This window comes from Ohtaekwangia sp., from assembly GCF_036786105.1.
Taxonomy (GTDB): domain Bacteria; phylum Bacteroidota; class Bacteroidia; order Cytophagales; family Cyclobacteriaceae; genus Ohtaekwangia.
Window position 1 is genome coordinate 41,441 of sequence record NZ_DAIQRQ010000002.1, and the last position, 26,328, is coordinate 67,768.

Annotated in this window: 27 protein-coding genes; 13 read left to right on the forward strand and 14 right to left on the reverse strand. The window is 44.1% G+C overall.

Features of this window, described 5'->3' with window-relative positions; translation table 11 throughout:
- Positions 1-10 precede the first annotated feature (10 nt).
- Positions 11-763, reverse strand: a complete 753-nt coding sequence (locus tag V7Q33_RS01180) for a hypothetical protein (RefSeq protein ID WP_331983800.1) — start codon at positions 761-763, stop codon at positions 11-13.
- Positions 764-804: 41 nt separating this feature from the next.
- Here V7Q33_RS01180 and V7Q33_RS01185 point away from each other — a divergent pair, with 41 nt between their 5' ends.
- The 3 genes from V7Q33_RS01185 (at position 805) to V7Q33_RS01195 (ending at position 3,552) form a co-directional block, all read left to right on the forward strand.
- Positions 805-1,404, forward strand: coding sequence for a nitroreductase family protein (locus V7Q33_RS01185; RefSeq protein WP_333818643.1), 600 nt, complete (start codon positions 805-807; stop codon positions 1,402-1,404).
- Positions 1,405-2,079: 675 nt separating this feature from the next.
- Positions 2,080-2,619, forward strand: coding sequence for a TlpA family protein disulfide reductase (locus V7Q33_RS01190; RefSeq protein WP_331983796.1), 540 nt, complete (start codon positions 2,080-2,082; stop codon positions 2,617-2,619).
- 213 nt (positions 2,620-2,832) lie between these two features.
- A complete protein-coding gene (locus tag V7Q33_RS01195) occupies positions 2,833-3,552 on the forward strand; it encodes a PrsW family intramembrane metalloprotease (RefSeq protein ID WP_333818644.1) in 720 nt (239 codons plus the stop codon).
- Here the strand turns inward: V7Q33_RS01195 and V7Q33_RS01200 are convergent, their stop codons facing one another.
- Complete coding sequence (locus V7Q33_RS01200) at positions 3,553-4,080, reverse strand: hypothetical protein (RefSeq protein WP_331983792.1); 528 nt, start codon at positions 4,078-4,080, stop codon at positions 3,553-3,555.
- Between the two features lie 43 nt (positions 4,081-4,123).
- Positions 4,124-6,502 carry a GAF domain-containing protein gene (locus V7Q33_RS01205; protein WP_333818645.1) on the reverse strand — a complete coding sequence of 793 codons (2,379 nt, stop codon included), beginning with the start codon at positions 6,500-6,502 and terminating at the stop codon, positions 4,124-4,126.
- A 203-nt stretch (positions 6,503-6,705) separates the two neighbouring features.
- Here V7Q33_RS01205 and V7Q33_RS01210 point away from each other — a divergent pair, with 203 nt between their 5' ends.
- Positions 6,706-7,428 (forward strand): hypothetical protein, encoded by a 723-nt coding sequence (locus V7Q33_RS01210; protein WP_331983788.1) that lies wholly within the window; start codon positions 6,706-6,708, stop codon positions 7,426-7,428.
- 199 nt (positions 7,429-7,627) lie between these two features.
- Positions 7,628-8,425, forward strand: a complete 798-nt coding sequence (gene proC, locus V7Q33_RS01215; RefSeq protein ID WP_331983786.1) for a pyrroline-5-carboxylate reductase — start codon at positions 7,628-7,630, stop codon at positions 8,423-8,425.
- Here the strand turns inward: proC and V7Q33_RS01220 are convergent, their stop codons facing one another.
- A complete protein-coding gene (locus tag V7Q33_RS01220; RefSeq protein WP_331983784.1) occupies positions 8,426-8,899 on the reverse strand; it encodes an LEA type 2 family protein in 474 nt (157 codons plus the stop codon).
- 67 nt (positions 8,900-8,966) lie between these two features.
- Positions 8,967-9,467, reverse strand: a complete 501-nt coding sequence (tpx, locus tag V7Q33_RS01225) for a thiol peroxidase (RefSeq protein WP_331983782.1) — start codon at positions 9,465-9,467, stop codon at positions 8,967-8,969.
- A 180-nt stretch (positions 9,468-9,647) separates the two neighbouring features.
- Between tpx and rnr the strand changes: the two genes are divergently transcribed.
- The 6 genes from rnr to V7Q33_RS01255 all read left to right on the forward strand — a co-directional run bounded on the left by rnr (position 9,648) and on the right by V7Q33_RS01255 (position 16,356).
- The gene (rnr, locus tag V7Q33_RS01230; protein WP_331983780.1) at positions 9,648-11,825 is read left to right on the forward strand and encodes a ribonuclease R; all 2,178 of its coding nucleotides are present in this window, start codon (positions 9,648-9,650) and stop codon (positions 11,823-11,825) included.
- A gap of 45 nt (positions 11,826-11,870) precedes the next feature.
- Positions 11,871-12,845 (forward strand): polyprenyl synthetase family protein, encoded by a 975-nt coding sequence (locus V7Q33_RS01235; RefSeq protein WP_333818646.1) that lies wholly within the window; start codon positions 11,871-11,873, stop codon positions 12,843-12,845.
- 119 nt (positions 12,846-12,964) lie between these two features.
- Positions 12,965-14,158, forward strand: a complete 1,194-nt coding sequence (locus V7Q33_RS01240; RefSeq protein ID WP_333818647.1) for a nucleoside permease — start codon at positions 12,965-12,967, stop codon at positions 14,156-14,158.
- Between the two features lie 58 nt (positions 14,159-14,216).
- On the forward strand, positions 14,217-15,410 hold the full coding sequence (locus V7Q33_RS01245) for a Gfo/Idh/MocA family protein (RefSeq protein ID WP_331983879.1): 1,194 nt from the start codon (positions 14,217-14,219) through the stop codon (positions 15,408-15,410).
- Positions 15,411-15,451: 41 nt separating this feature from the next.
- Positions 15,452-15,874 (forward strand): hypothetical protein, encoded by a 423-nt coding sequence (locus tag V7Q33_RS01250; RefSeq protein WP_331983774.1) that lies wholly within the window; start codon positions 15,452-15,454, stop codon positions 15,872-15,874.
- A gap of 23 nt (positions 15,875-15,897) precedes the next feature.
- Complete coding sequence (locus V7Q33_RS01255; protein ID WP_331983772.1) at positions 15,898-16,356, forward strand: YybH family protein; 459 nt, start codon at positions 15,898-15,900, stop codon at positions 16,354-16,356.
- 56 nt (positions 16,357-16,412) lie between these two features.
- On the opposite strand, the gene V7Q33_RS01260 is transcribed toward V7Q33_RS01255, so the two are convergent.
- The gene (locus tag V7Q33_RS01260) at positions 16,413-17,594 is read right to left on the reverse strand and encodes a glycosyltransferase family 4 protein (RefSeq protein WP_333818649.1); all 1,182 of its coding nucleotides are present in this window, start codon (positions 17,592-17,594) and stop codon (positions 16,413-16,415) included.
- Positions 17,595-17,744: 150 nt separating this feature from the next.
- On the opposite strand from V7Q33_RS01260, the gene V7Q33_RS01265 reads away from it, so the two are divergent.
- The gene (locus tag V7Q33_RS01265) at positions 17,745-18,662 is read left to right on the forward strand and encodes a DMT family transporter (RefSeq protein WP_333818650.1); all 918 of its coding nucleotides are present in this window, start codon (positions 17,745-17,747) and stop codon (positions 18,660-18,662) included.
- Between the two features lie 119 nt (positions 18,663-18,781).
- Positions 18,782-19,432, forward strand: a complete 651-nt coding sequence (locus V7Q33_RS01270) for a YciI family protein (RefSeq protein ID WP_331983766.1) — start codon at positions 18,782-18,784, stop codon at positions 19,430-19,432.
- Here V7Q33_RS01270 and V7Q33_RS01275 read toward each other — a convergent pair whose 3' ends face one another.
- The 8 genes from V7Q33_RS01275 to V7Q33_RS01310 all read right to left on the reverse strand — a co-directional run bounded on the left by V7Q33_RS01275 (position 19,433) and on the right by V7Q33_RS01310 (position 26,300).
- The gene (locus V7Q33_RS01275) at positions 19,433-20,047 is read right to left on the reverse strand and encodes a 2'-5' RNA ligase family protein (protein ID WP_331983764.1); all 615 of its coding nucleotides are present in this window, start codon (positions 20,045-20,047) and stop codon (positions 19,433-19,435) included.
- Positions 20,020-20,946, reverse strand: coding sequence for a TIGR01777 family oxidoreductase (locus V7Q33_RS01280; RefSeq protein ID WP_333818651.1), 927 nt, complete (start codon positions 20,944-20,946; stop codon positions 20,020-20,022). The genes V7Q33_RS01275 and V7Q33_RS01280 overlap by 28 nt, the downstream gene beginning before the upstream one ends.
- Before the next feature lie 75 nt (positions 20,947-21,021).
- Positions 21,022-21,384 (reverse strand): hypothetical protein, encoded by a 363-nt coding sequence (locus V7Q33_RS01285; protein WP_331983760.1) that lies wholly within the window; start codon positions 21,382-21,384, stop codon positions 21,022-21,024.
- Between the two features lie 27 nt (positions 21,385-21,411).
- A complete protein-coding gene (locus V7Q33_RS01290) occupies positions 21,412-21,807 on the reverse strand; it encodes a hypothetical protein (protein WP_331983758.1) in 396 nt (131 codons plus the stop codon).
- 59 nt (positions 21,808-21,866) lie between these two features.
- The gene (locus V7Q33_RS01295) at positions 21,867-22,370 is read right to left on the reverse strand and encodes a GbsR/MarR family transcriptional regulator (protein WP_331983756.1); all 504 of its coding nucleotides are present in this window, start codon (positions 22,368-22,370) and stop codon (positions 21,867-21,869) included.
- A 113-nt stretch (positions 22,371-22,483) separates the two neighbouring features.
- Complete coding sequence (locus V7Q33_RS01300) at positions 22,484-22,753, reverse strand: HU family DNA-binding protein (protein WP_331968055.1); 270 nt, start codon at positions 22,751-22,753, stop codon at positions 22,484-22,486.
- A gap of 171 nt (positions 22,754-22,924) precedes the next feature.
- Entirely contained in the window at positions 22,925-25,675 is a 2,751-nt protein-coding gene (gene polA / locus V7Q33_RS01305) for a DNA polymerase I (RefSeq protein ID WP_333818652.1), read from the reverse strand.
- Positions 25,676-25,865: 190 nt separating this feature from the next.
- Complete coding sequence (locus V7Q33_RS01310; RefSeq protein ID WP_333818653.1) at positions 25,866-26,300, reverse strand: hypothetical protein; 435 nt, start codon at positions 26,298-26,300, stop codon at positions 25,866-25,868.
- Positions 26,301-26,328: the final 28 nt, after the last annotated feature.

Below are 26,328 nucleotides of genomic sequence, written 5' to 3' on the forward strand. Positions count from 1 at the left end.
TTACCAGTAGTTATTCCGTTGTTTTGTCTTTTGATTTGGAAGACGCACTACCGCCAAACCGAAAGCCCAGGCCTGTGCCCAATTGGAACGAGCGATACTCAAAATATACATCCGGACTTGCCACGATTGTAGCGCCTACCTGAAACGTAAAGAAGAGGTGGTTATTCGCCAGGTTAACACGACCCATTACGGCTGGCTCCACAAATACTTTTGCGGATGAATTTACATTGGTAACAACAATTCCGGTAACATCGTCCTTGAATTGATAAAAGTTAACTACCGAGAATCGCGGGATGAACGACACGTGCATTACTTTCTTGTTGATACCAAAGGCAGGCTGCACAAAAAAACGTTCATATTTTCCCGTAGCCTGCGAGGTACCCCCTGAAAAAAAACTATAGTCGGCATAACTGGAGGCTTCACCTTTTCCATAACCACCAAAAATTTCGTAGCACCAGATGCCATCATTTTCATAATAGCCAATGCCACCTTCCAGGAATTTGTGTTTGTGATAATCGTCTGTATTGTTGTTACTACTGCTGGTTGTAGCAGAGCGATCTTCAAAAGAATAATTGGTCATTACACCAATGTGGTTGGAAACGGATAACGCTCCCTGCAGATCAAGGCCATTGCCAATTTGCATAGAGCCTTGAAACTCTCCACCTTTCGTGAACAAAGGTGAGTTGCGCAGGTTGGGTACATAAACCGGTGCACAAGAGGAAGCGATCAAAATAACACAGAGGGGGAGTAAATATTTTTGCATGCTTGATTGTTTAGTATTCTAAATTTAAAAAAACTTGCACAATGAAGATAGATGCTACAAAAGTTGAGCTGGTAAACAGCCTTATTCGTAACCGGCGTTCTGTTTACCAGCAACATTATACAGGTGAGAGGGTAGATGATGAAATTGTTACACAGATGCTGGAAAATGCGCGATGGGCTCCTACACACAAGCTCACAGAGCCCTGGCAGTTTGTTGTATTTACCGGTGAGGGTTTAAGGAAGTTAGGTGAAGCCCAGGCAACAGTATATAAGAAAGTAACAGAAGCCGATGGCACATTCAAGGAAGAGCGCTATCAAAACCTGCTCACTAAAACAACACTGTCATCGCATATCATTGCTGTTGGAATGAAGCGCGATGACAAAAAATCAATACCTGAAGTGGAAGAGATAGGTGCTGTATTTTGTGCGGTTGAAAACATGTATCTCACCGCAGCAGCGTATGGTATAGGCTGTTACCTGAGCACTGGAGGTATAACTTACTTTGAAGCAGCAAAAGAGTTATTCGGCCTTGGTGATGATGATAAGCTTCTGGGTTTCCTGCACATCGGTATACCGAAAGCAGCTATACCCGATAGTAAACGTAAACCCATTGAAGATAAATCTGTGTGGGTAAGAGGTTAGCCCACTGGCTTCTGGCTGCAAGCCGCTGGATGTGCATCTATATCTTCGGACTTTCCGTCTTCCGGGCTCTTGCAATTGATTTGTTCAAAAGTTTTCTGTGCAATTCTGTTCCCGATACTATCGGGATGGAGGCTGCATCCAGTTCAACATTCAACTGATAACAATAACGATTTCTGCTGGGTATTAACGCACACCACAGTAGGCGATAAGTTGATTCACCATTTTCAGTGTATTAAAATGCGTTAATGTATCACCCTATATAAACTATTATATCAGCCAGAGCCTCTCAAGTTGAGATATAGTCAACTATATCCTGTTCAAGGATCTCCACAGGCAATTTGTTTTGTTAACTTGCAGTTCGCTCAAAAGCTGATGATTGAAATCAATGACCTTTACAACAAAACGGAGCTTTGCAAGAGGTATACTTTGCAAGCCCTGGCCTGCACCCGGGTGAATCGCAACCTTTGTTGTAACAGGCAAGATTTAGTTGGCATGAAAGTGGCTTCCTGGTTACTGTGCTTCTCTTTAAAATCTTCTGATATATCATGAATAAAATTACCGGAGGTGTGTGTCGTAGTGCTCTTTACTGTCATCCTGGCGAATTATAAAGTACTTTCATTAAATGAAACGGTTACTAAGCACGTTATTCAATAAATTAAATCAAAAATCAATTGTATGAGATACGCTATACTCTTTGTTATTGTATTGTCGAACCTGGCAGCGAAAGCTCAGGCGGTCGGTAAAATGTTTCCGGCCATGGAAGCTGAAACTGTTGAAGATAAAAAAGTAAAGTTGCCAGACGATGTAAAAGGCAAATATACTCTGCTTGGACTGGCTTATTCTAAAAAGTCAGAAGATGAACTGAACTCATGGTTTCAACCCGTGTTCGAGAAGTTTATACAAAAAACATCGGGTGTATTATCTGGCTTTTCGTACGATGTGAATGTATACTTCGTTCCCATGTTTACGGGTGTGAACGCAGCTGCTACCGGCACTGCGAAACGGAAAGCGATAAAAAACATAGACCCACAACTGTTACCTTACATCTTATTCTACAAAGGCGAATTAAAGCCCTACAAAGAAGCTCTCGATTTCGAAAAGAGAGACATCCCTTACTTCTTTGTACTGGATGCCACCGGCAAGATTGTCTACGCAACCTCCGGGAAATACTCATCAGATAAAATGGATAAAGTAGAAGAAGTTATGGAGGAGTAGTTAGCCGTTACACATTAATGAAGAAAAACTTTTAATCAATAACGAATTTCAAAATGTCAGGCGGAGATGTCTGACATTTTCGTTTATAGCCCTTTAAGGAGGGAGCCAGGTGAAATCCTGACCTGCACAACCGGGCTCCTCACAGCTGCTTTGATAACGATTAACGTGTAACCTATAACAGTTACGGATAATCTAATTCATTATCTTCGCTGCATGGATTTCATTAGCCTGTTAGCGTTGGCACTGGCTCCCGGTGTGGCCATTGGTATATATATTTATCTAAAAGACAGGCATGAGCGCGAACCGCTGCTGTTGCTTTTCATCAGCTTTCTGTATGGCGCCCTCAGCGTTGTAGTTACCTGGATGATCAGCATGCCGGTAAACCTGTTGATCCTTACCAAAGAAGAAGATGTTGTGCACCAGTTTGTAAACGCATTCTTTAAAGTGGCGTTGATCGAGGAGTTCAGCAAATTCATCTTTGTTCGGTTTATACTTTTTTACAATAAGAATTTTAACGAGCCCTTCGATGGCATTGTCTATGCTGTTATGGTAGGCATGGGGTTTGCCACTTTGGAGAATATAGCGTATGTATTTCAATACGGACTGGTAACGGGTATACTTCGTGTCTTTACAGCTGTGCCGGCGCACGCTACCTTCGCGGTGATGATGGGATTCTTTCTGGGTAAAGCGAAATTCACACATCGCCAGCGTATAGGGCTTAGTGTTGGGGCGTTACTGGCGGCTACATTCTTTCATGGCCTGTACGATTACTTCTGGTTTATAGCATATATACCCGGCATTGGTATCTGTGCCATTGTATCGTTGATCATCGGGTTTATTTTATCACGAAAAGCCATACGCCTGCATCAGCAGGCTTCGCCTTTTATTGATCAGCACCTGGAAGGAAATGAACAACAGCGCCTTGAACCCTGATCACTGAATCTTTTTAAGGGTAGCTGTTTTTTTAAAGTATCCCTTCCTGATCAGGTCTAACAGTTCTTTGGGAGAAGGATCGATCTGGTAAAGAGTTTCCGTAGGCAGCACCGTAGAGTCTACCTTGATTTCTTTTGATAGATTTTTCAAAAGCTCGGGAAAAACGTTCTCTTCGGTAGCCAGCATATAACAGCTTATGTCGCCATTCTTTTCCTGCTCGAACACGCGCAACAACCACTCTGGCCGATCATTTATACTAATGAAATAGAATCCTTTGTAGAATTTGAGTAACAAGCTGTCGCTCAAGTGGCTGCCTCTTTTCGGATCGCTCGAAGCAAAATATGTATTGCTTTGCACCACCAGCGTATCGCGGACGGAACGGTTATCTTCAGGCAACAGATATTTACCTTGCAGATTTTTAGGTATACGTCGAAGGCTCTCTACTCCCTTCGGTTGCGGTTCACGATACGTTATCTCTTTGCAACCTATACATGCCAGGAGTATACAATAGACTAAAATGTTCTTCATAAAAATGAAAGGTACAAAGAACAACGAAAAAGCAAAAAATAGCTCATTGCATACGGAGACCTTCTTCAATTTCTTTCAACAGATTGTCGGGGTCAGATACAGAAAGTGCATTTTGTTCGGGTGTCAGTTGCACGCGCAATGCGTGGAGCCCTGTGGCACCCGGTAATTCTTCCAGCTCCAGTTCTTCTACCGGGCCGGTAATTAATCCTTTTGCTTTCAGGTAGTGGAAGTAGCGCTTGTACTCTTCTTCTACTTTGGCCTGGTTATATACTATAGCGAGTTTACCGGGTTGTGTAAGACGCTCGCCTGTATTTTTTATGTGTGCTTTGTCAATGCGCTTCTTTACGATCTCGTAGCGGATGTCGTAGGCGCCATCTACATCGAACTGTTTCTCGTCCGGACGGAATCGTATAGAGATTGGCTGATCGTGCACCAGGATCAACTGTGTGATCTCCAGTGGCGTTTTCATCTTTGCCTTGAGGGCATCAACTCTGCGGTTGGCTTCGATCATTACCAGCAATTGCCACAGGCGAAAATTTTTCAGACTGAAAAGATCAAAGGTTTTATCTTTTACCAGCGAGCTGCCCAGGTACATGGTGAACTCGACACCATCGGTTTTATATTTCTCGAAGTAGTGCGGAAACATTTTCTGTGCTTCGCCCTCCGCTTCATCAAGATAATCCCCAATAGTGGTATTAATCAGCGAGAGACTTTCTTCAAAAGCCTTTCTGCGTTTGTACACTACCCCAAAAGTTGGGTCGAGGTGTGCACGATAGCGCGAAATTAATTTCTGAAGGTCTTCCTCTTTTTCGAAGTGCTCAATCATGGGGTTGATCTCAGACTTCAGGAAATCAAGCACGTTGCTTTCATCACCCGAAGCCAGCCCGCCATTAATCTTGCGAAGCTGCTCGTCTGTTCTGAAGATTACTTCATCCAGCAATGGAAGTTTTTTGGCAGCATTTATTTTATGCAACAACTCCTTGGCAAGCTTCAGATTTTGCTGCAGGTCGCGTTGTATAGCCGTGTTGCGCTCAATAGAAGAATTGCGTACATCAGCCAAACCGTATAGCGGGTATACATCTTTGAATGCTATTTCTTCCAGTGTTGCCTTTTCATCGTCTCTTCTGCGATTGAGAAGGTTAAGACCAGCCTCAAAGAAACGCCATTGCACGGTAGGATGAATGGCTGTACATTCTTCCTGTATCAATGCACGAACTTCTGTAGACATCTCTTCCTTCACGCGCTTTACCGATGCCGTGAACATGGGCAATGCATTCTCTACCTTATGTGCACTGATGGGATTGAGTTTGCCGGGTGTAGGAGAGGCAAGCTCCAGCATACCGATGATCTCATCGTTATCGATGAGTGGTGCCAGCAGTATATTTTTAATTCCGTGCGCCAGCAGTGATTCTTCGATGGGTGATTTAAACGGGTAGTCTGCCAGGTTCTCCACAGTAATGTAGCGTTTCTCCATCCAGCTGCGTTCGTAGATCGAGCCGGTGTAGTCTCGACAGGCGTTATCGCCTTGTCCGCACATTACGCTGTTCCACGATTCAGTAGAAGGTTTGTTTACGATGATGTTATCGTTCGGATCCAGGTATGCTATACCGAGGCGGATATCGTTGATACCGAACAGTGAGCGAATCTTGTGTTGTATCTGCTCAAAGCTTTCTCTGCGGATCACCGCATTGCGCTCCAGCAGATCGTACTTGATAGACGATAACATCTCCTGCTCTGTAACGTCCACCAATCGCATGATGAGCAATCCGTGAAATTCAAAATCTTCCGGACGTATATACTGCAGCCACAGATCGGCATCGTATAATTTCTCCATCAGAAATTTAATGACGCTGCGATCAATCGGTTTATATTCTGTTTTGCAAATAATATCGCAGAACTGGTGCGTGATCTCGATCTTATATACTTTGTCAAGACCGGTTTGTGGATCGGTTAATGTAACCAGTACTGGTCTTGGGTTTTCAGCGATTATGCCGAAGTTCTGAAATTTCTCCAGTATCATCAGGCATGCACGTATGGTTTTGCCAAGGGTAAGTTTTCCGCCTGGTACATTGGCTTGTGCCTGTTGTTCGAACACGTCAAAGTTAACAGCGCGGTCTAATGCCGGTGTGCTGTATAACATTTTGAACGTAAAGGGTGGCAGTACAGCTATAAGGTCTGTTTCATCAGTAGCGGAAGGTATAGCGGCCGTCATGAGAAAGTCGAGGAAAGGTTTATGCTTTTGGTATACTGCATCATCCTCGATAGGCTCGCGCAGTTCAGGGGCATTTTTTATATAGGCTAGTATCGTTTCAGAAAAAGCCGGAAACTGCCCTTTTAAAATTCGTTGCTCCCAATGTTCAATGAGCAGACGAAAGCTCAGGCGGCATTTAAACGGGAAGCTATAGCGGGTGACGTTGCTCATAAAAAACTCGGATGTTTGATAATACGGGGGATTGAACCCGGAGTTTTCTTAAAAAGACGAATGTGTAATCTTTTTAGTGTACGATGCTAATATACGGATAACACGGGCCAAAACTTGATTGATCCCGTCATTAGGGGTTAAATTTGACATAAATTACAACCGGGTTCGTCATCGTGGTGTCTAACTGTCAAATGCCATTAACCATGAAGTGCGGGGCAATTCTATACGTGATAACAGCCTTTCTTTGCTTCGGATGCAACCTGAACAATACCGGGTCACAAGATCTTGCACTGGAATCCATCGTCTCCGATTTCAGTCATTCACAGGATGGCTGGGAGGCAGATTTTTCTGATTATCCTGCCACAGCAGAAGACTCGCTTAAATTGAATTTGCAGTTCAGTTATACAAATCTTCCCGCAAATCTGGGTTCTGGCAAATCGATTATGCTATCGGGCACCAACTATAACGATGATCTTTTCATGTTCATTAAAAAGAAGGTTAATGGCCTTCGCCCGAATACAGAATACACGCTTACGTTTGAAGTGGAGTTTGCCTCCAATGCTTCTTCGGGTGGCACTTCCTCCAATGAAGGATCGCCTGGTGAGAGTGTATTTCTTAAAGCCGGTGCAGTTGCTGTGGAGCCTTCCAAGATCGTGCGCGAGAGCGACTACGTGCTTAATATAGACAAAGGTCAATTGTTATACGGCGGGCAAAACATGATTGTGCTGGGTAATATTGCTGCCGGTCAAAATGCAAGTAATTATACATTACTTACCCGCACCAATGCCAACAACCTTGTGCCTTTTACGGCTATCACCAACAGTGCCGGAGAGCTGTGGCTCATTGTAGGTACAGATTCAGGCTTTAGCGGAACCACTACGATATACTATACCAAAGTGAGCGTAGTACTTAGCGCTACCGTGTGATGTTGTTACAGCTACCGAACAGGAGTAAGTGACATCAGTGTTTTATGTCATTATATTTTTTCACAGTTACACCTGTTTATATCATTATCGCTCTGGAAGAATTACAATAGAGGTAGCATTCCATTAAATTTTTTGCATCGCAGAGTAAAGTGGGTAAAAGTTGTTTTAATTTTCACACGGGTATATTTTAATCAACGTCATGAAACATTCAAAGATTGCCATTATAGGCGGAGGGAACCTGGGAGCTGCCATTGCAGAGGGATTGATCAAGAGTCAGTTTGTAGCACCGCAGCAGATAACCGTTACACGAAGAAACGTAGAAGCCCTTCAGCCGCTTGAAGCGCTGGGCGTAACTATTACGAGCGATAACCAGCAAGCTATACAAAACAGTGAAGTGATCATTGTAGCGCTCAAGCCCTATAATGTGAAAGAAGTGCTGGAAAGCTTGAAGAAGAACTTTGATCCGAAACGCCACATCATCATCAGCGTAGTGACCGGTATCTTTTTAAAAGATCTTGCCGCTATAGTGGATCATGGCGTGCCTATCTTCCGTGCCATGCCCAATACAGCCATTGCTATACAGGAGTCTGTTACATGCATGTGTCATCAGGGTGCGAATGCTGAGCAGGTAAAATATGTTACCGATCTGTTCGATCAGTTAGGTATTACAATCGCGATCGATGAAAAGCTGATGGATGCAGCTACAGTGCTCGGTGCATGTGGTATTGCGTATGCCTTGCGTTTTATACGCGCCTCTACTCAAGGGGGTATAGAAATAGGCTTTGATGCCAAGACAGCTAATCTTATTGCTGCACAAACTGTAAAAGGCGCTGCCGAATTGTTGTTGAAACTAGGCCGCCACCCGGAGGCTGAAATCGATAAGGTGACCACTCCCAAGGGATGCACCATTGTAGGCTTGAATGAAATGGAACATCAGGGTTTCAGCTCATCGCTCATCAAAGGTATAGGAGCTTCTTACGATAAAATTGTGAAGTAACTAGAACCGGATACGCACTTCATCGGTATACTTTACCGGCACACGGAAGGGTATACCATGATAGGTGAGCTTGAGAGATCCTTCGTATCGTACTTCAAATTTTTTGCCGCCCAGCACGCCCAGTAATGTATCGAAGAACCCCAGTTCTTTAATGGCTAACTGTACTTCCAGCGGTACACTGAACTCGCCATTAGCTGGTATCAGCGTATGAAGTTTCTGATCAATCTTACCGGCCTTTTTACCATTCACGTATATATCAACTTTTATCTTTTTGAGCCGGCCCTGTTTGTTGTTGGGGTTGAAGAAGATAGCCGTTGCCCGCAGGCGCGGGTCAGTATTGGCGTCTACTACAACATCGCGTATCTGCTTGAGCTTTATCTCTTCGTAGTCACCGGTTTTACATCCGTAAAGCACAGCGCCAAAGAGTATAATAATCGTGAATCGAACGAATAAGGTAAAGATGTTGTTAGTCATGCGTAGAAGATGATGTCCCCGCACCAATAACGTGCGGGGATATAAAGTATTTCTGATGGAGATAATTTTACCCGATAGCGTTTAATGCGGCATCGTAGTTCGGTTCCTGGCCAATAACCGGTACTACTTCGGTATATTTAACTTTCCCCTGTTTGTCGATCACCACAATGCAGCGGGCTAATAATCCAGCCAAACCGCCATCAACCATTTCAACACCGTAGTTTTTAGAGAAACCTTTGTTACGGAAGTCTGAAAGAGTAACAACTTTATCGATCCCTTCAGCAGCACAGAAACGTTTGAAGGCAAACGGCAGATCCTTGGAAACGCTGAGGATAAATGTATCCGGCTTTTCGGCGGCCCGCTTATTGAATGTACGAACCGAAGTAGCGCATACACCGGTGTCGATGCTCGGGAAGATATTCAGGATAATATTTTTGCCTGCATAGTCTTTCAGCGAATGCTCCTTCAGGTCTGTGCCAACGAGTATAAAGTCTGCGGCCTGAGAGCCTACAGCCGGTAAATTTCCATTGGTATTTACTACGTTCTCACCAAGTTTTGTTTGTGCCATATAAAGAAAATTTAAATGTGTTGAATTTGGTATAACAGGACTTCAGCAGCCAGTGTTCAAAATTAATTATGTTCATCGTATGGCATAATTTTATTTTTATATAATTCAGTGGTATGGTGTAGAGTGAACTGAAATGCTGATATTTAGAAGCAATATTATAAGTATTAAAAACCCGCTCGCATGAGCAAGAAGAAAAAAGAAACAAAACCCAAAAAAGCGAAAGGCAAAGAGTTGAAGAAACTTTTGCAAAGCTCCATTCTCGACATCCTGGATAATGCTTCGGGCAAAGGCTATAGCATGAAGCAGATTATTAAAAAATTAGGCCTGAAGAAAAGAGACGATATAAAGCAGGCCACCCTGCTGATCTATGAACTGACAGACGATGAGCGTATTAAAGAACTAAAGAACGGCAGCTATACTTCCAACCGCCCGGTAGAGGAACTAACCGGTATTGTAGATCACGTAAGTTCACGCTTTGCCTACGTGCGCATTGGTGCAGACAAGGAAGATATATTTGTTAAAGCGCGCGACATGGGTTCGGCTGTAGACGGTGACACCGTAAAGCTCGAGGTATTACCCACGCGCCATGGCGACCACGCCGAAGGAAAAATCACCGAGGTGATCAGACGAAATCGTACCCGCTATGTTGGCAAAATCGAGCTCTCCAAGAACTTTGCCTTTGTTGTACCCGATTATCGCAAGATGCATCAGGATTTCTTTGTATACCCCGAGAATATCAACGGTGCCCGTAATGGCGACAAAGTAATTATTGAAGTTACTTCCTGGGCAGAACACGATCGAAAACCCGAGGCCAAAGTAGTGGATGTGCTCGGCAAGGCCGGTGAAAATGAAGCGGAAATACACTCCATCATGGCAGAGTTTGGTTTGCCGTTCAAATTTCCGGAGCAGGTAGAGAAAGAATCAGAAGCTATTGAAGAAGGCATCAACAAGAAAGAGATCAAAAAGCGCTGGGATTTCCGCGAGATAACAACGTTTACGATCGACCCACTGGATGCAAAGGATTTTGATGATGCGTTATCGTTCAGAAAACTGGATGGCGGTGGTTATGAAATTGGTGTACATATAGCCGATGTTACGCACTATGTTGATATGAAGTCGGAGCTTGAGAAAGAAGCGTACGATCGTGCTACGTCAGTATATCTTGTTGACCGCACTATACCCATGCTCCCCGAGCGACTCTCCAATGGTTTATGTTCCCTTCGCCCGAATGAAGACAAGCTTACCTTTTCAGCTGTATTTGAAATGGACGATAAAGGAAAGATCAAAAAAGAATGGTTTGGCAGAACGATCATTCACTCCAACAGACGCTTTACATACGAGGAGGCACAGGAAGTTCTGGAGACCGGTAAAGGCGATTATGCCGAAGAGCTGATCATTTTGAATACACTGGCTAAAAAACTTCGTAAAGAACGTTTCAGCAAAGGTGCTGTGAACTTTGAAACCACGGAAGTAAAGTTCAAACTCGATGAAAAAGGTAAACCCCTTGCCGTAATTCCGAAGGTAAGAAAGGATGCACATAAACTGATTGAAGAGTTCATGCTGCTCGCCAACAAACAGGTGGCAACCTTTATATACAACTATAAAAAAGGTAAAGAGAAGAATACATTTGTATACCGTATCCACGATTTTCCTGATCCGGATAAGGTGAAAGACTTCTCGGTATTTGCCAAACAGTTTGGCCATAACATGAATGTAGAGGAGCAGTCGATAAGCCGTTCGTTGAATAAACTGATGGAAGAGATTGAAGGCAAACCCGAGCAAAATATACTCGAACAACTGGCTATTCGCACCATGGCGAAAGCGAAGTATTCTACGGAAGCAAAAGGACATTTCGGGTTGGCATTTGAACATTACTCACATTTTACCTCTCCCATCCGCCGGTATCCGGATATGATGGTACATCGGCTGCTGCAACATTACCTCGATGATGGCAAGCCGCTGAGTCAAAATGAATATGAAGAGAAATGTGTTCACTCATCAGAGCGCGAGAAACGCGCTGCCGATGCTGAGCGTGCATCGATCAAATACAAGCAGGTAGAGTTCATGGCCACGGCCGAGAACAAAGTATACGAAGGTCTGATCTCCGGGGTAACCGAGTGGGGGTTGTATGTGGAGATTGTGGAGACGAAATGTGAAGGTATGATCCGTATGTCCGATCTCACCGATGATTTCTATGAATTTGACGAGCGCAGGTATCGCATTGTTGGCCGCAAGCGCAAGAAGATTTATACCCTGGGTGACCGTATCAAGGTACGGGTAAAGAAAACAGATATAGACAAGCGACTGATCGATTTGATCTTTGCCGACCAGGTAACAAAAAAGACTTTCGAAGATTAAATCAAATTGCCACCTTCGCGGGTTATTTATCATGCACTGATCTTTATGCAGCAACTTAAAACCTACCACTCTTTATTGGAGAAGGAGATCGCGAAGCAAAAATATGGTAAGCAGCCCGCATCGCTTTATGAGCCCATCCGTTACCTGATGGGCCTGGGAGGCAAACGCCTTCGGCCGATGCTTGCCCTGCTGTCGTATTCGCTCTATAAAACCGATACACCCTCCGTTGTGCCCTATGCAGTTGCCGTGGAGGCGTTTCATAATTTCACGCTTATGCACGATGACATTATGGATAAAGCTCCCTTGCGCCGGGGAAAGCAAACCGTTCATGAAAAATGGAATGTAAATACTGCGATTATATCCGGCGATGTAATGGTGGTGAAGGTATATGAAATGTTTACATCCCTCGAACCCGTTATACTGCAACGCGTGCTCAAAGCATTCAGCCAGTGCGCTGCAGAAGTATGCGAAGGCCAGCAGTGGGACATGGAGTTTGAGATTACCGAAAAAGTTACCGAAGCACAGTACATTAACATGATTCGCCAGAAAACAGCAGTGCTTCTCGGTTTCAGCCTGGAGTTAGGTGCTATACTGGCAGGTGCCCCTGATGAAGATCGTGTCGCCCTGCGTGACTTCGGAACCAACATCGGCATTGGTTTTCAATTGAAAGATGATCTGCTTGATGCCTATGCCGACCCTGAGAAATTTGGCAAGCAGATAGGTGGCGATATCATTGCAAACAAAAAGACCTTTTTGTTAATCAAGGCGTGCGAAAAGGCAACTGGTAAAACGAAACGTGAACTAACCGAATGGCTTACCGCCAGCAAGTTTAATAAGAATAAAAAAGTAGCCGCAGTAAAGTCCATTTATGATACCCTCGGAATACCCGAGCTTACCCAGAAAAAAGTAGATCAGTTTTTCAAGAAAGGTTTCGATAGTCTCGATCGCCTCGCGATTAACACCGAGGCCAAAGCTGTGCTGCGCCGGTATGCTGAAGCATTGATCGAGCGGCAGTCGTAATCTTTCTTTCATGCTTTGTGTGTGCAAGACACATCCGCTTTTGATCGAAATTTTTTACGGGTGGTTTTATAGAGCGCAGTGATCGCTGTATCTTTCTTTTAGTCTTTCACAACCAATCTATGAAACCACTTGTTTTTGCAAAGCTGTCGTTCATGATGCTTCTCGAATATTTTATTTGGGGAGCCTGGTACGTAACGATGGGTACCTATATGTCAACCTTCCTGCATTCTACAGGTATTCAGATAGGTGCAGCGTATAGTGCACTGGCTATTGCTACCATGATCTCTCCGTTTTTTATAGGGCTGGTGGCCGATCGTTACTTTGCGGCACAACGGATTATGGGTGTGTTGCATTTAGCAGGCGCTGTGCTGCTATATTTTGCAACACAGGTGGTAGATAACACTGCGTTTTACTGGATCATTCTTTTTTACTCCTTGCTATATATGCCAACCATTGCATTGTCTAACAGTATAGCGTTTCACCAGCTGACCGATCCCGGTAAACAATTTCCGTGGATACGTGTATTCGGCACGGTAGGATGGATCATTGCCGGTATCATGATTGGTGTACTATCCATTGAAAAAACACCGCAGACATTTTACCTCGCGGCCATCGCTTCTGCCTTGTTAGGTATAAGTAGCTTTACGCTTCCAAACACACCACCAAAAGGAAAGTCATTGGAAGCTTCCAGTGCTATGGGAGCAGAAGCCTTTGTGTTATTTACCGATAGGCCTTATTTTATCTTTTTCATTGCTGCTGTTCTGGTATGTATACCGCTTTCATTTTACTATGGTTTTGCCAACCTCTTCTTGAACGAAGCAGGCATGCACAATGCAGCCGGAAAGATGATTATAGGTCAGGCATCGGAAGCGATCTTTATTCTGGCTATTCCCTTTCTTTTTAATAGCATCGGTGTAAAGAAAATGCTGCTGCTCGGTATGGTGGCCTGGATACTTCGTTATCTATGCTTCGCTTATGGCAATGTAGATGCTTCGTTGTGGATGCTATATGCCGGCATTGCATTGCACGGCATCTGCTATGATTTCTTCTTTGTAACAGGTTATATGTATACCGAAAAGAAAGCAGGAGAGAAGATTAAGAATGCGGCACAGGGACTGTTTACGTTTGCCACCTATGGAGCCGGTATGTTTATAGGAACGTGGTTCTCCGGTTTTACTACCGATCATTACACAACCAATGGCGTTCACCACTGGAAAGAAATCTGGTTCGTGCCGGTATATATTGCCATCGCTGTGTTGCTGTACTTTGTTTTCTTCTTTAAGGAAAAAGACGAAGTGAAACAAGCTGCGTAGATATCCGCAGTATACATTTCGAGAACAAGAGAATTAATCCAATAAAAAAAACTACACCATTATGAACATCGCCATGCTTGGTTCCGGTTTTATCGGACGTTTTTATGCAGATTCGTTGCAAGGCTACAGAAGTAAAGATAAAATTGTAAGCATCTACTCTCGCAGGGAAGAGAGCGCTAAAAAATTTGCACAGGATTATAACGTTGCTTTTTCTACCATTAAAATGGAAGAAGCGATCAACCGCCCTGAGGTAGATATTGTATGTATATCGCTTCCCAACAACCTGCATGAAGAAGCTGTGTTACTTTGCTGCAAGCATAAGAAGGGCGTTATCACTACAAAACCTTTGGGCCGCAATGCAGAGGAGGCCAAGCGCATGCTGGAAGCTGTAGAGAAAGCGGGTGTATTCAACGGCTACCTGGAGGACCTGGTATATACGCCCAAGTTTATCAAGGCGATGGACAGTGTGAAGAACGGTGCATTGGGAAGAATACTTTGGGCGAAGTCGCGCGAAACACACCCGGGGCCGCACAGCGATTGGTTCTGGGATATTGAACAAGCCGGTGGCGGATGTATACTTGATTTAGGATGCCACTGTGTGGAGATTACCCGCAGCTATATCGGTAAAGATATAAAGCCGGTGGAAGTGATGTGCTGGGCCGATACACAGGTGAAACCGATCGATGCAGAAGATCATGCGATAGGCTTGGTGAAATATGAAAATGGTGCGATAGGCCAGTTTGAAGTGAGCTGGACATTTCGCGGGGGACTTGACCTGCGCGATGAAGTGATGGGAACCGAAGGTACAATCTGGATCAACAGCTTTCTGCGTACCGGCTTCGATATGTTCACTACAGGTAAAGGTGCCGACTATGTAGCAGAGAAAGCAGAGAGCAACACCGGCTGGTTATTCCCGGTAGGCGATGAGCTGAACGAGCTTGGCTACAATCACATGTTTATGGATATGTTCAACGCTATGGAGAAAGGTATAGCACCAAAAGAAACTTTTTACGATGGTTACGTGGTAAATGCTATCCTTGACGCAGCGTATCGTTCGGCCAAAACAAAACAATGGGAACCGGTGAAGCTGGATATATGGCGCGGAAAAACCGGTGTATCGAAGGACAGCCATTTGACGGAGTATGATGCCGATCATTACCTGGTAAAAGAAGAAGTAACGCACTATGGTGCACGCAAAGTGATTATCAAAAACAAGAAGACAGGTAAAATCACCGAAAAAGTATTAGATTAAACCATTTGGTATATATTGGATTAAGTATCTTCGAGTATTGTATGAAGCATTACAGCATATTGCTATTGATTCTGCTCGCAACAGCATGCTCTGTAAAACGCACCGGTGAGAAAACAGGTGAAGTAGTGGGTGAATTTATCAAAGGTGCATCGAGCGGTGTTCAAAATTCTTTTAAGGTAGAAGTTGAACTCACGCCTGAACTCAGGCAACGTGGCCTTGAACTGGGAAAGATCATTATCGCCAATGATACAATGGGAGTTGATAATCTTGTGAGCGTATACTGTATATTTAACCAGGACTTTGATGATACTGTTATGCTAAAAGCATTCGACAATCAGAAACTGGAAACCGGCAGAAGTAAAAAGATCATCAAAGCAAAAAAAGATGATGCCGGTTTCTATGATTTCGCCTTCGATCGCAGAGCCAATCTCGATGCGGAAGATTGCCGGTTAGTTCTTCAATAGTATTTTAAAAACCCTCTAATAGCATGAGACTTCTTTCCATTTGTGTTCTATTGATTCTTGCACTAAGCAGTTGTGAGCGAACAACACTATCACCAACGGAAATGCGGGTGATCTTGCACGAACGCAATGAAACGTTGGGTAAGTTTTTTAAGGAAGGCGATGTTGAAAAACTTGCAACCATGTATACCGACAGTGCCAAGCTTTGCCCCAATGGCGCAGTGGATATTTATATAGGCCGTGAAGCGATCAAACAATTCTGGAAAGAAGCGATGGAAGGCTCGCAGTTGCTCGATATGAAAACAGAAACATTATCGGTGAACGGAAACCATGACCTGATCTATGAAACCGGTAAAACCACCACACATACAAAGTATCAGGATTCTGTTTATGTTTCTGAAGTAAAGTTTGCCAACGTATGGAAACGCCAGCAAGACGGAAGCTACCGCCTGGATGTAGACATCTGGAACGCCATAAAGCATTAACCTTTGTGCCCCTTCGTTCCCTTTGTGAAACTGGATTTAGAATTTGAGGATATAGTTTATATCTTCTCTCCAAAAATCCCAGTAAATAACTTCCCTAATTTTTTCCGTGAGTATTTTTCTTCTGCCAACGAACGGCTCTTTTGTTGTGCTTGTTGAAGCAAAGCCGCATCGTAAATATAGGGCTGTATCTTCTTCGTAAAGTCGGTCGGATATTTTGGGTCGCTATAGATTCCGCAGCCGCGTTGCTCGATTTCCTCTTTTATCCAGCCACCAAAATTCACCACGATCAATTTACCGGCGGCAAGTCCGTCAAAATATTTATTGGGCGAGCCTGTTTCCAGAACAGGCAAAGGCTTATAGCAAATGAAAGAAGCATCGGTAATATTCATGAGTTCACGAACACCATCGCGATTTGTGAAAGGGACGAACGTGAAGTTATTCAATTGAATTTTGCGTGCGCTCTGTTGCAGACGACTTGCCATGCCACCTTCCCCACAGAGAAAGAAATGGATTGGTAATGATGCCTTCTGTGCATTGCGCGCACACTCAAGGAAATAATCAAGTCCATTGGCATAGCCAACGGCACCAATGTAGGAGACTACAAATTTACCTTGCACACTATATTTCTCTTCCAGGCGTGTGTCTTTGATTTCGGGAAAGTAAAAATCAGTATCCGCCATGTTGGGGATAAGATGTACTTTTTTTCCGGGGGCTCTCTTTTCGATCGCGTCTTTAATCATGGGCGATAAAGCCACCACAGAATCAGCTTGCTGATAGATGGTGCGCTCCAGGCTATAAAGAAACTGCTTGAAGAAATAATTTTTAATCACACCAATCTGTATCGGAGCATCGGGCCACAGATCGCCTACTTCAAAAATATAGCGAATACCGAAACGGCTTCTGATCCACAGCGCAGCCAACCCAATGGTGAGCGGAACCGAAATAGCATAACAGACATCGATATCTTTAAATTTACCTGCAAGACTAACCGATTGAAAGATATATTTCAGGAATGAAAAGCTACGTTTGTAGAACCCAAATCTGTTCTCGTACGCGATAGGGAGATAATGAACTTCTATACCATCTACTTGCTCAACATATTGCTGTGTGCTATTAGAGCCGGTAATCACAATCGTATCAATACCCTGATCGACCAGTGCCTTGGCGAGGTAATACGACCGGAGCGCTCCTCCTTTTTGGGGTGTATTGAAATGTTGGTGCAGGATGAGAACTTTCACGATGCAAAGAAATAAAAACCGGCAACAGCACAAGATACCCACATACCAGTTTTTTGCTTCGCAGGAGCATAATTCCTCAACTTTAAACGCTGATGCCACAAAACCTTTCAAACCTGATGGTCTGACTTATCGTATTTTTGATTTTTATTCATGGCAAAAACTCACGCTTCTCCATACTTTATAGGTGGTGTTATCATTGGCCTGGCAGGTGCTATTTGCTTTTCTACTAAAGCGATTTTCGTAAAACTGGCCTACCGCGATACGGCTATTGATGCCGTAACACTGCTGGCGCTTCGTATGCTGTTCTCATTGCCCTTCTTTGTTGTTTCTGCAACGATCGAATCACGCAGAGATACCAATACCCGGTTCACTACAAAGCAATGGATTGGGGTGGCTGCCGTTGGTTTGTTAGGATACTATATCAGCAGTCTGCTGGATTTTTTGGGGCTGCAGTATATATCAGCGGGTATGGAGCGACTTGTTTTGTTCGTCTATCCTACACTGGTATTACTGATGTCGGCTGTGTTCTTCAAGCAGAAAATAGCAAGATACCAGTGGATAGCCTTGATCATTACCTATGCCGGGCTCGCCATTGCTTTTATAAGTGAAGTAGACTGGAGTGAAAATCATAATACAAACTTCTACGTGGGGGCGTTGCTCATTTTTCTCTGTGCCATTACGTATGCCCTATATATTGTTGGCAGCGGTCGCCTCATACCCATCGTTGGTGCCACCAAGTTCAACAGCTATGCCATGACCTTCGCATCGGCCGGTGTGTTAATTCACTATGCACTTGCGGGCCATACATCAGTTTTCAATTTGCCGCCGCTGGTATATCTGTATAGTTTCATGATGGCCATTATAGGCACAGTGGTACCCTCCTACCTGGTTACGGAGGGCATTAAACGCATTGGGTCTGATAATGCCGCCATTGTAGGGAGCATCGGTCCGATGTCTACTATTCTGCAAGCCTATGTCTTTTTGCAGGAGCCTATATCGGTGATGCAGATGGCCGGTACCGTGCTGATCCTCGTGGGTATTTTGCTGATTGGCCGAAAAGGAAAATAATGGCTCATGGCCGGGTACTGTAATTTCGGTATAAAATCGGGCTGCTTCAGTACTTTCAGGGGATAGTATTTATATACTTTCGGCAATTATCGGTAAGTTTCGAAAATTACTTATACGCTATGAGATACGCCTTGATCATTTTTTTATTCATCCTTAGCCAGGTGGCTTTTGCACAGGATAAACAATACTCCTTCGTTTTTCTGAATAAGAAAACGGACGCAGTACAAATGCCTAAAGAGCAACTGGATAAAATCATGGAAGGGCACATGGCAAACATCAATCGCCTGGCAAAAGAAGGAAAGCTGCTTGCCGCCGGACCGTTTGAAGGTGGTGGAGGTATATTTATACTTAACACAAAATCAAACGAAGAAGCAAAACAATGGCTGTCAACCGATCCGGGTGTGCAGGCCAATCGCTGGAATATTGAGATACTTCCGTTTACGTTTCGCATCGCATCGCCCTGTAAAGCTCCTGAACCGTATGAAATGGTTACATACGAATTTATACGCTTCGATGCCGTGGTGAGTAAATTTACTTCGGCCACCTATCCCGATATCATCCGGAAGCATGATGCGTTTTTAAAGAAGTTATCCGAGACTGGTAACGTGGTAATGGAAGGAACCTTCGGAGCGCATGATGGTGGTATACTGATCATGCGGGGTGCGCTGCAACGCGAAGTGATTGAAGCTGACCCGGGATTGCAGGAAGGGTTGCTGGAGATCAGTTACAAAAAGCTCTGGATAGCAAAAGGATCGTTTTGCGAAAAGTAATTAATGGTGAAGCTCGAACGAATTGGCTTCTTCATCTTTGGGCAGTGACGATGGATCGAAAAGAAACTCTTTCAATACTTCCCAAATCTTTCCATTGTGTTTGAGCAGAACAATACTCTCTACATCAAAGCGAGCGGAGAACTTTCGTTTCTGAAATTCTTCCCAGGCTTTTTCAAACATAGGTTTTTTCAGATCACGGAAAGCCAGCGTCATGTGCGGATGAAAGGGCAGATCTTTATACGCAGCATTAAACAGATTTAACTCGCGTTTGCAAAAACGGTGAAGCTCTTTGCTGAGCAGTGTAAGGGCATCGTTGGGTTGAACATCAATGAAGATTACACGTGGTGCAAACGCACTGAAATCCTGGAGCTCTATTTTGAAAGAAGGTCTGCCGAGTGCAAATTTAGCGAAGGCAAGCATCAACTCATTTTCTTTCTCTTCCTTCCATTTGAAAGGCATGTGCAGTGTAATGTGGGGAGGAGAGTTTAATGAAGCCTTGCTATTGTACTGCTCGCGGAAATAATTTTTCAACCGCAGGGCATCATCCGCGATGGGTGGTGGCGGAACAAGGGCGATGAAATATTGCTTCAGCTTCTCTTCGCTTCGACCTGGCATAAATCTTCAAGTGCAGCTTTCAGGTCTGGAAATTCGAAAACAAATTCTTCATCTAATAATCTTTGCGGATAAACTTTTCTGCTTTTTAGCAGCAGCTCTGTTTCAGTACATATTAACCGGGCGCCCAAAGCAAGCATCGGTACGGGCAACGGCAGGCCCACAGGCACCTTTGCTGCACCACGAAGTGTCTCCATAAAATGATGATTGGGCATGGGTTGTGGAGCGCAAACGTTATACACTCCAAGTACAGCATGCTGCATCAGCCAATCTACAATGCGGCAAAAATCACGGATGTGAAGCCAGCTTACAAACTGGTTGCCAGAACCCTGATGTCCGCCAAAGCCGATGCGCACCAGTCGCAACAGTGGCACCAATGCGCCCCCTCGCGTACTCAACACAATCGCAGTGCGAAGAACAACTTTCCGGGTACGCGGTGTAATTTCATTTTTGAAAGCAGACTCCCATTGCTGACAAACGTCCTCTGAAAAGTTGTTTCCAACGTCTCCGGTATATTCGTCCATAAGCTTGGTATAGGAATCGCGATATATAGTTGCTGAGCTGGTGTTCAACCAAACGGTTGGCGGCACCATACATCGCCTTACGGCTTCGCCCAGTATACACGTAGTATCGAGCCTTGAACTATATATCTCTTTTCGATTGTGCTCAGTATAACGGCAGTTAACGGATTTACCACTCAGGTTAATCAGTGCCTCGGCACGCTCCAGTTCTAGCGCCCAGTTGCCCATCGTTTTGCCATCCCAATATACTTCCTTTACGAAAGATGAGCCTTTGCCAGGGTTACGCGTAAGTATAACTACCTGCTTTTGCTGTGCAGTAAAATAATTTGCCAGTGCTCTGCCGAGGAAACCGCTGCCACCCGCTATAACAATGTGATTCATAATGCCGGAATTTAAATTTTAGAAAGGATACTATAGATACAGGGCATCGTTTAGCCGATGCCCTGCCGGAGAATGTTAAGCTGCAACTTTGTGTGCCTGCGCTTTTTTACGAAGACTGAAAAATATAAAGAGATTAAAGAAGTGCATAGCACCCAACACAAGAATGATCCAGCCGATCTTCTGGCTCAGCATTTCGATCATGCTTTGTGTACTGTCAATCGTCTCCCAAACCTTCAGGGTATATACCGCGTAGCCAATGTTTATCAGGTAAAAGCCCACCAACAAAAGTTTGTTTACGCTATCGGCCAGAAGCGCATCCTGGTGAAATATTTCCAGGAGAAATACGCGACCATTGGTAAAGATCGTTCTGGCTACCCAGATGGTAAGAATAATGGTGACGGGCAGATAAATGCTGTAAGTTATTACGGTGTAGTTCATAAAGTATATAGTTAGCGTTAAATGATTTCAGAAGCTAAGGTGTGGAAGAAAGCCGCGTTTGATCTTAGGAAAATACCCGTTCAGGGTAATGACATAATAGTATATGCCTAAAGCCCAGGCCGGCAGGGTGAAGTAAAGTATACCGACCATCTCAGGGATGTGAATATATTCAGCCAGTACGCTGGCAAACACAAACAGCGACAGCAGGTAAACGACAGCCATTAACAGGTATCTTCTTCTTTGTGAGTTGCCTTTGGGATATGCAATGAGATGAATCACACAACTAAGTACTTGCACCACACCAAGGTAGAATTGACAAGAAAGAAAGATCCAGATCAGATCCTCAGTAAAGAAGAATGAGGCAGTACAAACCAGTCCGGCTAAAAGCAACAGCGACTGTGCGAAAGTATCTATATATTTCATACTATTTATAATTTTGATATTTTCAGAAAATATTGAAAGATTATAATAAAAAAATAGCACTACTTCATCAGTTTCAATACTACGTTCCAGAACCAGCTTTCTTCCGATTTGATAAAGGTTTCCAGCAGGCCATCTGATTTTTCGGCAAAATTTTTCAGGTCTTTCACTACGCGTTTCAGTTCTTTGGTTTCTTCGCTTCCGTCAGACTGTACATCGTTTACTTCTCGCAGCACACGCAGGATCGGCTCAAGCTCGCGCTTTCTTCTTTCTTTGGCTACCTGCCGTGCCAATGACCATATATCTTTTTCTGACTTGAAGTATTCTTTACGCTCGCCCGGTATCAGTATACGGGAGATGATGCCCCAATCGAGCAACGCGCGAATGTTCATGTTTGCATTGCCACGGGAGATAGACAGTTCCTGCATGATCTCTTCTGTGGAGAGGGGCTTTGGAGAGATCATCAGCAATGCGTGAATCTGTGCCATGGTTTTATTGAGGCCCCAGCTATACCCGAGGTTTCCCCAGGCCTGGATCAGTTCTTCTTTTGCCTCCGTGTATTTCATACGGACAAATCTACCAAAAGTTTTCAAACTTTCAATACTTTTTGAAAGTTCGTATAAAAAGAAAACCCCGACTACTTGCAATCGGGGTTTCTTTTTTTTGATCTGTTATTTAATTACAGTTTGCCTGAAAGCTCTTTGCTGGCTTTAAACTTAGCAACTTTCTTAGCTTTGATCTTGATAGTCTCCCCGGTGAAAGGATTGCGTCCTTTACGTGCAGCTCTCTTTGATACAGAGAATGTACCGAAACCAGTAAGCGTAAGCTTGTCACCTTTCTTCAGCGTTTTTTCAACGGCTGTCATGAAAGATTCGAGTGCTGTGCCTGCTGCTACTTTCGTGATACCTGCGTCTTCTGCGATCTTGCTAATCAATTCAGCTTTTGTCATAAAGTGGTTTAATTAAAAATTATTTGATGGGGCACAAATATAGAGGCTTTTTGATTTCATCAAATGCCCATTAAACAAAAGTCTGCTGTGATCTATAGATCGCAAAAAACTTTTCGCTTCATCTATAGTCTGTGTGATGTATGAAGACGCTAAAATAAATCTGATCACTTATCAATGTGCATCAAGCCAGTTGGAGGCAATACCAACTTCAACTTCCATAGGCACAGCGAGATGCACAGCATACTTCATCAGCGCGATCACATTTTCTTTTACAACTGCTGCTTCATCCTGGTGTACATCAAATACAAGTTCATCATGCACCTGCATAATCATTTTTGTCTTCAATTTATTTTTCTCCAGCCAGCGATGAATGTTCACCATTGCAATCTTGATAATATCGGCAGCGCTTCCCTGTATAGGAGCATTGATCGCATTTCGCTCGGCAAACCCACGTGTAGTGATGTTGCGCGAGTTAATATCACGCAAATATCGTCTTCTGCCAAGAATGGTTTCTACATATTCTTTCTCCCGCGCCATGTTAATGGAGTCATCCATATAGCGTTTGATGCCCGGAAATTCTTTGAAGTATGAATCGATGATCTCCGATGCTTCGGTGCGCGAGATACCGAGATTCTGCGATAGCCCGAACGCAGTGCTGCCATAGAGAATGCCGAAATTTACTTCCTTCGCTTTCCTGCGCATATCAGCAGTAACCTGTTCTAGGGGAACTTTGAATACTTTGGCTGCCGTAGTAGTGTGGATGTCGCGCCTGTTTCGAAAGGCTTCGATCATCACCTCATCTTTGGCAAACGATGCAGCAATGCGCAGCTCGATTTGCGAATAGTCGGCCGACATAAAAAGATATTCATCATTACGCGACACAAAAGCTCTGCGGATAAGTTTACCCTTGGCCGTGCGAATTGGAATGTTCTGCAGGTTAGGATTGTTTGAGCTTAGCCGTCCCGTGGCAGCAACTGCCTGGCGATAGTCGGTATGTATACGACCATCAAACTTGCTGATCATCTTGGGCAGTGCATCAACATACGTGGAGCGCAACTTGTCAAACTCGCGGTAGTCGAGAATCTTTTGTGCTATAGCATGCTTGGGTGCCAGTGTAAGGAGGATGTCTTCACCCGTAGCGTATTGCCCGGACTTTGTTTTCTTTGGCTTCTCCATCAGCTTCATTTTCTCGAAGAGCACTTCACCCAATTGTTTGGGCGAGCCAATGTTAAACTCTGTACCCGCCAACTCGTAGACCTCCCGTTGTACGCGCTCCAACTCATGCCGAAGTTCGTCAGACATTTTAGAAAGAGCAGACGTATCGATCTTTACACCTTCATATTCCATTGCTGCCAGCACATGTACCAGCGGCATCTCGGTATGACTCATCAACAATGTTTGCCTGCGGCTCTCCATATCCTGCTTCATTTTGTGACGAAGCTGAAAGATGATGTCGGCACGCTCACCTAATTGTTCACGTATATCGGCATGACTGATGGGAAGCAGATCGTATTGGAGGTATTGTGCACTGAGTGTATGAATATCGTGCGCTGCTTCCGGCTCGATAAGATAATGTGCAAGCATAGTGTCGAACAAGGGTCCGCGCACCTCAATACCAATTTTCTTCAAAGCCAGCATCGTGCCTTTCAGATTATGGCCGATCTTCATTATGCCTTCATGCTGGAATGCAGCAAAGTCGCGTAAGATCGTAGCAGCTTGTTCGGCATTGCCAAGCGGAAGGAAGTAAGCTTCGCTTTCGCGAAATGAAAATGACAAGCCTTTAATAGAGTAATCAAAGTTGCCGAGATCATCTGTAACCGAATCCATTGCAAAACTTGTCTGCTCTTTCAGCTTCTCGGCAAAAGCCTTGTATTGTTTCTCATCGATAGTTTGATATTGAACTTTGCCTGCATCAAAACTTCTGCGCTCACCCGATTCATCTACAGGAACCAGATCATCTTCTGAAGATGCTGCACCGAACATCGATAGCTGTGCGCTTTGTGCTGCTGCTTTAGCAGGAGCAGCAGCCGTTCCGGCAACACCTTCATTGAATACACGTGCCGAAATAGTTTTAAACTCCAGCACATCAAATATAGGCTTGAGCTTTTCTGCATCAGGGCCTTTATACGTAAGTGCTTCTTCTTTGAACTCTATAGGAACATCGGTAATGATCGTAGCCAATTTTTTAGAGAGCAACGCCTGTTCTCCAAATTGCTTTACCAGATCTTTTTGTTTGCCTTTCAATTCATCGGCATGTGCAATGATGTTTTCGATTGATCCATATTGCTTGATCAATGTTGCAGCCGTCTTCGGACCAAAGCCAGGTATACCGGGTATGTTATCAGATGTATCGCCCTGCAAGCCCAGCATGTCTATAACCTGCGATACATCGTTGATGTCCCACTTCTCACAAACTTCCTTTACACCCAGCACATCTACTGCGTTGCCCATATAGGCAGGCTTGTATAAGAAGACGCATTCATTTACCAGCTGCCCGAAATCTTTGTCGGGCGTCATCATATATACTTCAAAACCTTGCGTGCAGGCTTGTCGCGATAATGTGCCGATAATGTCGTCTGCTTCGTAGCCATCCATTTCCAGTATAGGAATGTTGAAGCCTTGTATAATCTCTTTTACGATGGGAATGCCATAGCGAATATCTTCCGGAGTCTCCTGGCGATTGGCTTTGTATTCTTTGAAGATCTCATCACGAAATGTTTTGGTGGCCGTGTCGAACGCAATACCGATATGGGTAGGCTTTTGCTTTTGCAGAACTTCCAGCAACGTGTTGGTGAACCCGAATGGAACAGAAGTATTATGGCCTTTGGAATTAATGCGTGGAGTTTTGGTGAATGCAAAGTGCGCGCGATAGATCAGCGCATAGGCATCCAGCAGAAAAAGTTTTTTATCCGGTTTGCTCATGATCGCAAAGTTGTAAAAGATGATTAAATATCCGCAGTCAAATGAAAATAAAACAGGTCAGCCAAAAATTATTTTGAGGAACATGGCTGAAATGTGTTGCTGTTCCATGTACAAAAACAATCATAAAGAAAAAGAGACACAATAAGCTCACGTATTGTGCCTTTGGAATATTGTTAAGCTGGCCGGTGAATTATTTCCGCGTTGCTTCGCACTGGTGTATCAGCTGTGTATGCCCGGTGTTTACAGTGTATGTAAAATGAAGCCCGGTATCTGAGAAAGAGCCCGTACCTGAAATAACAATGGAGATCGTTTTGCCTTTGAAAGTTTGCGGCTGAATGTAAAAGTGATCACCGCGCACTATGGCTGTAATGGGTACATACATAATGTTGCCAAAATTATGCAGCTCAATAAGGGCGGTGCCGGCTGTAGATTTTGCTATGGAAATGGAATAACGCGAAGCTTGTGTGTTGTTCAGCTTTTGATCGGCCACGCGATAAGCGCCAACAATCTTCTCTACGTGAGCCGCTACATCTTCCGGCAAATTATCTTCACGTGCTGATAAGGTAATAAGCGCCAGCACAGCAAGGAGCATTACACGGGTAAAATAAAAAGAGAACTTTTTCATAACAATCCTTTATAAAACAAGTGTTACC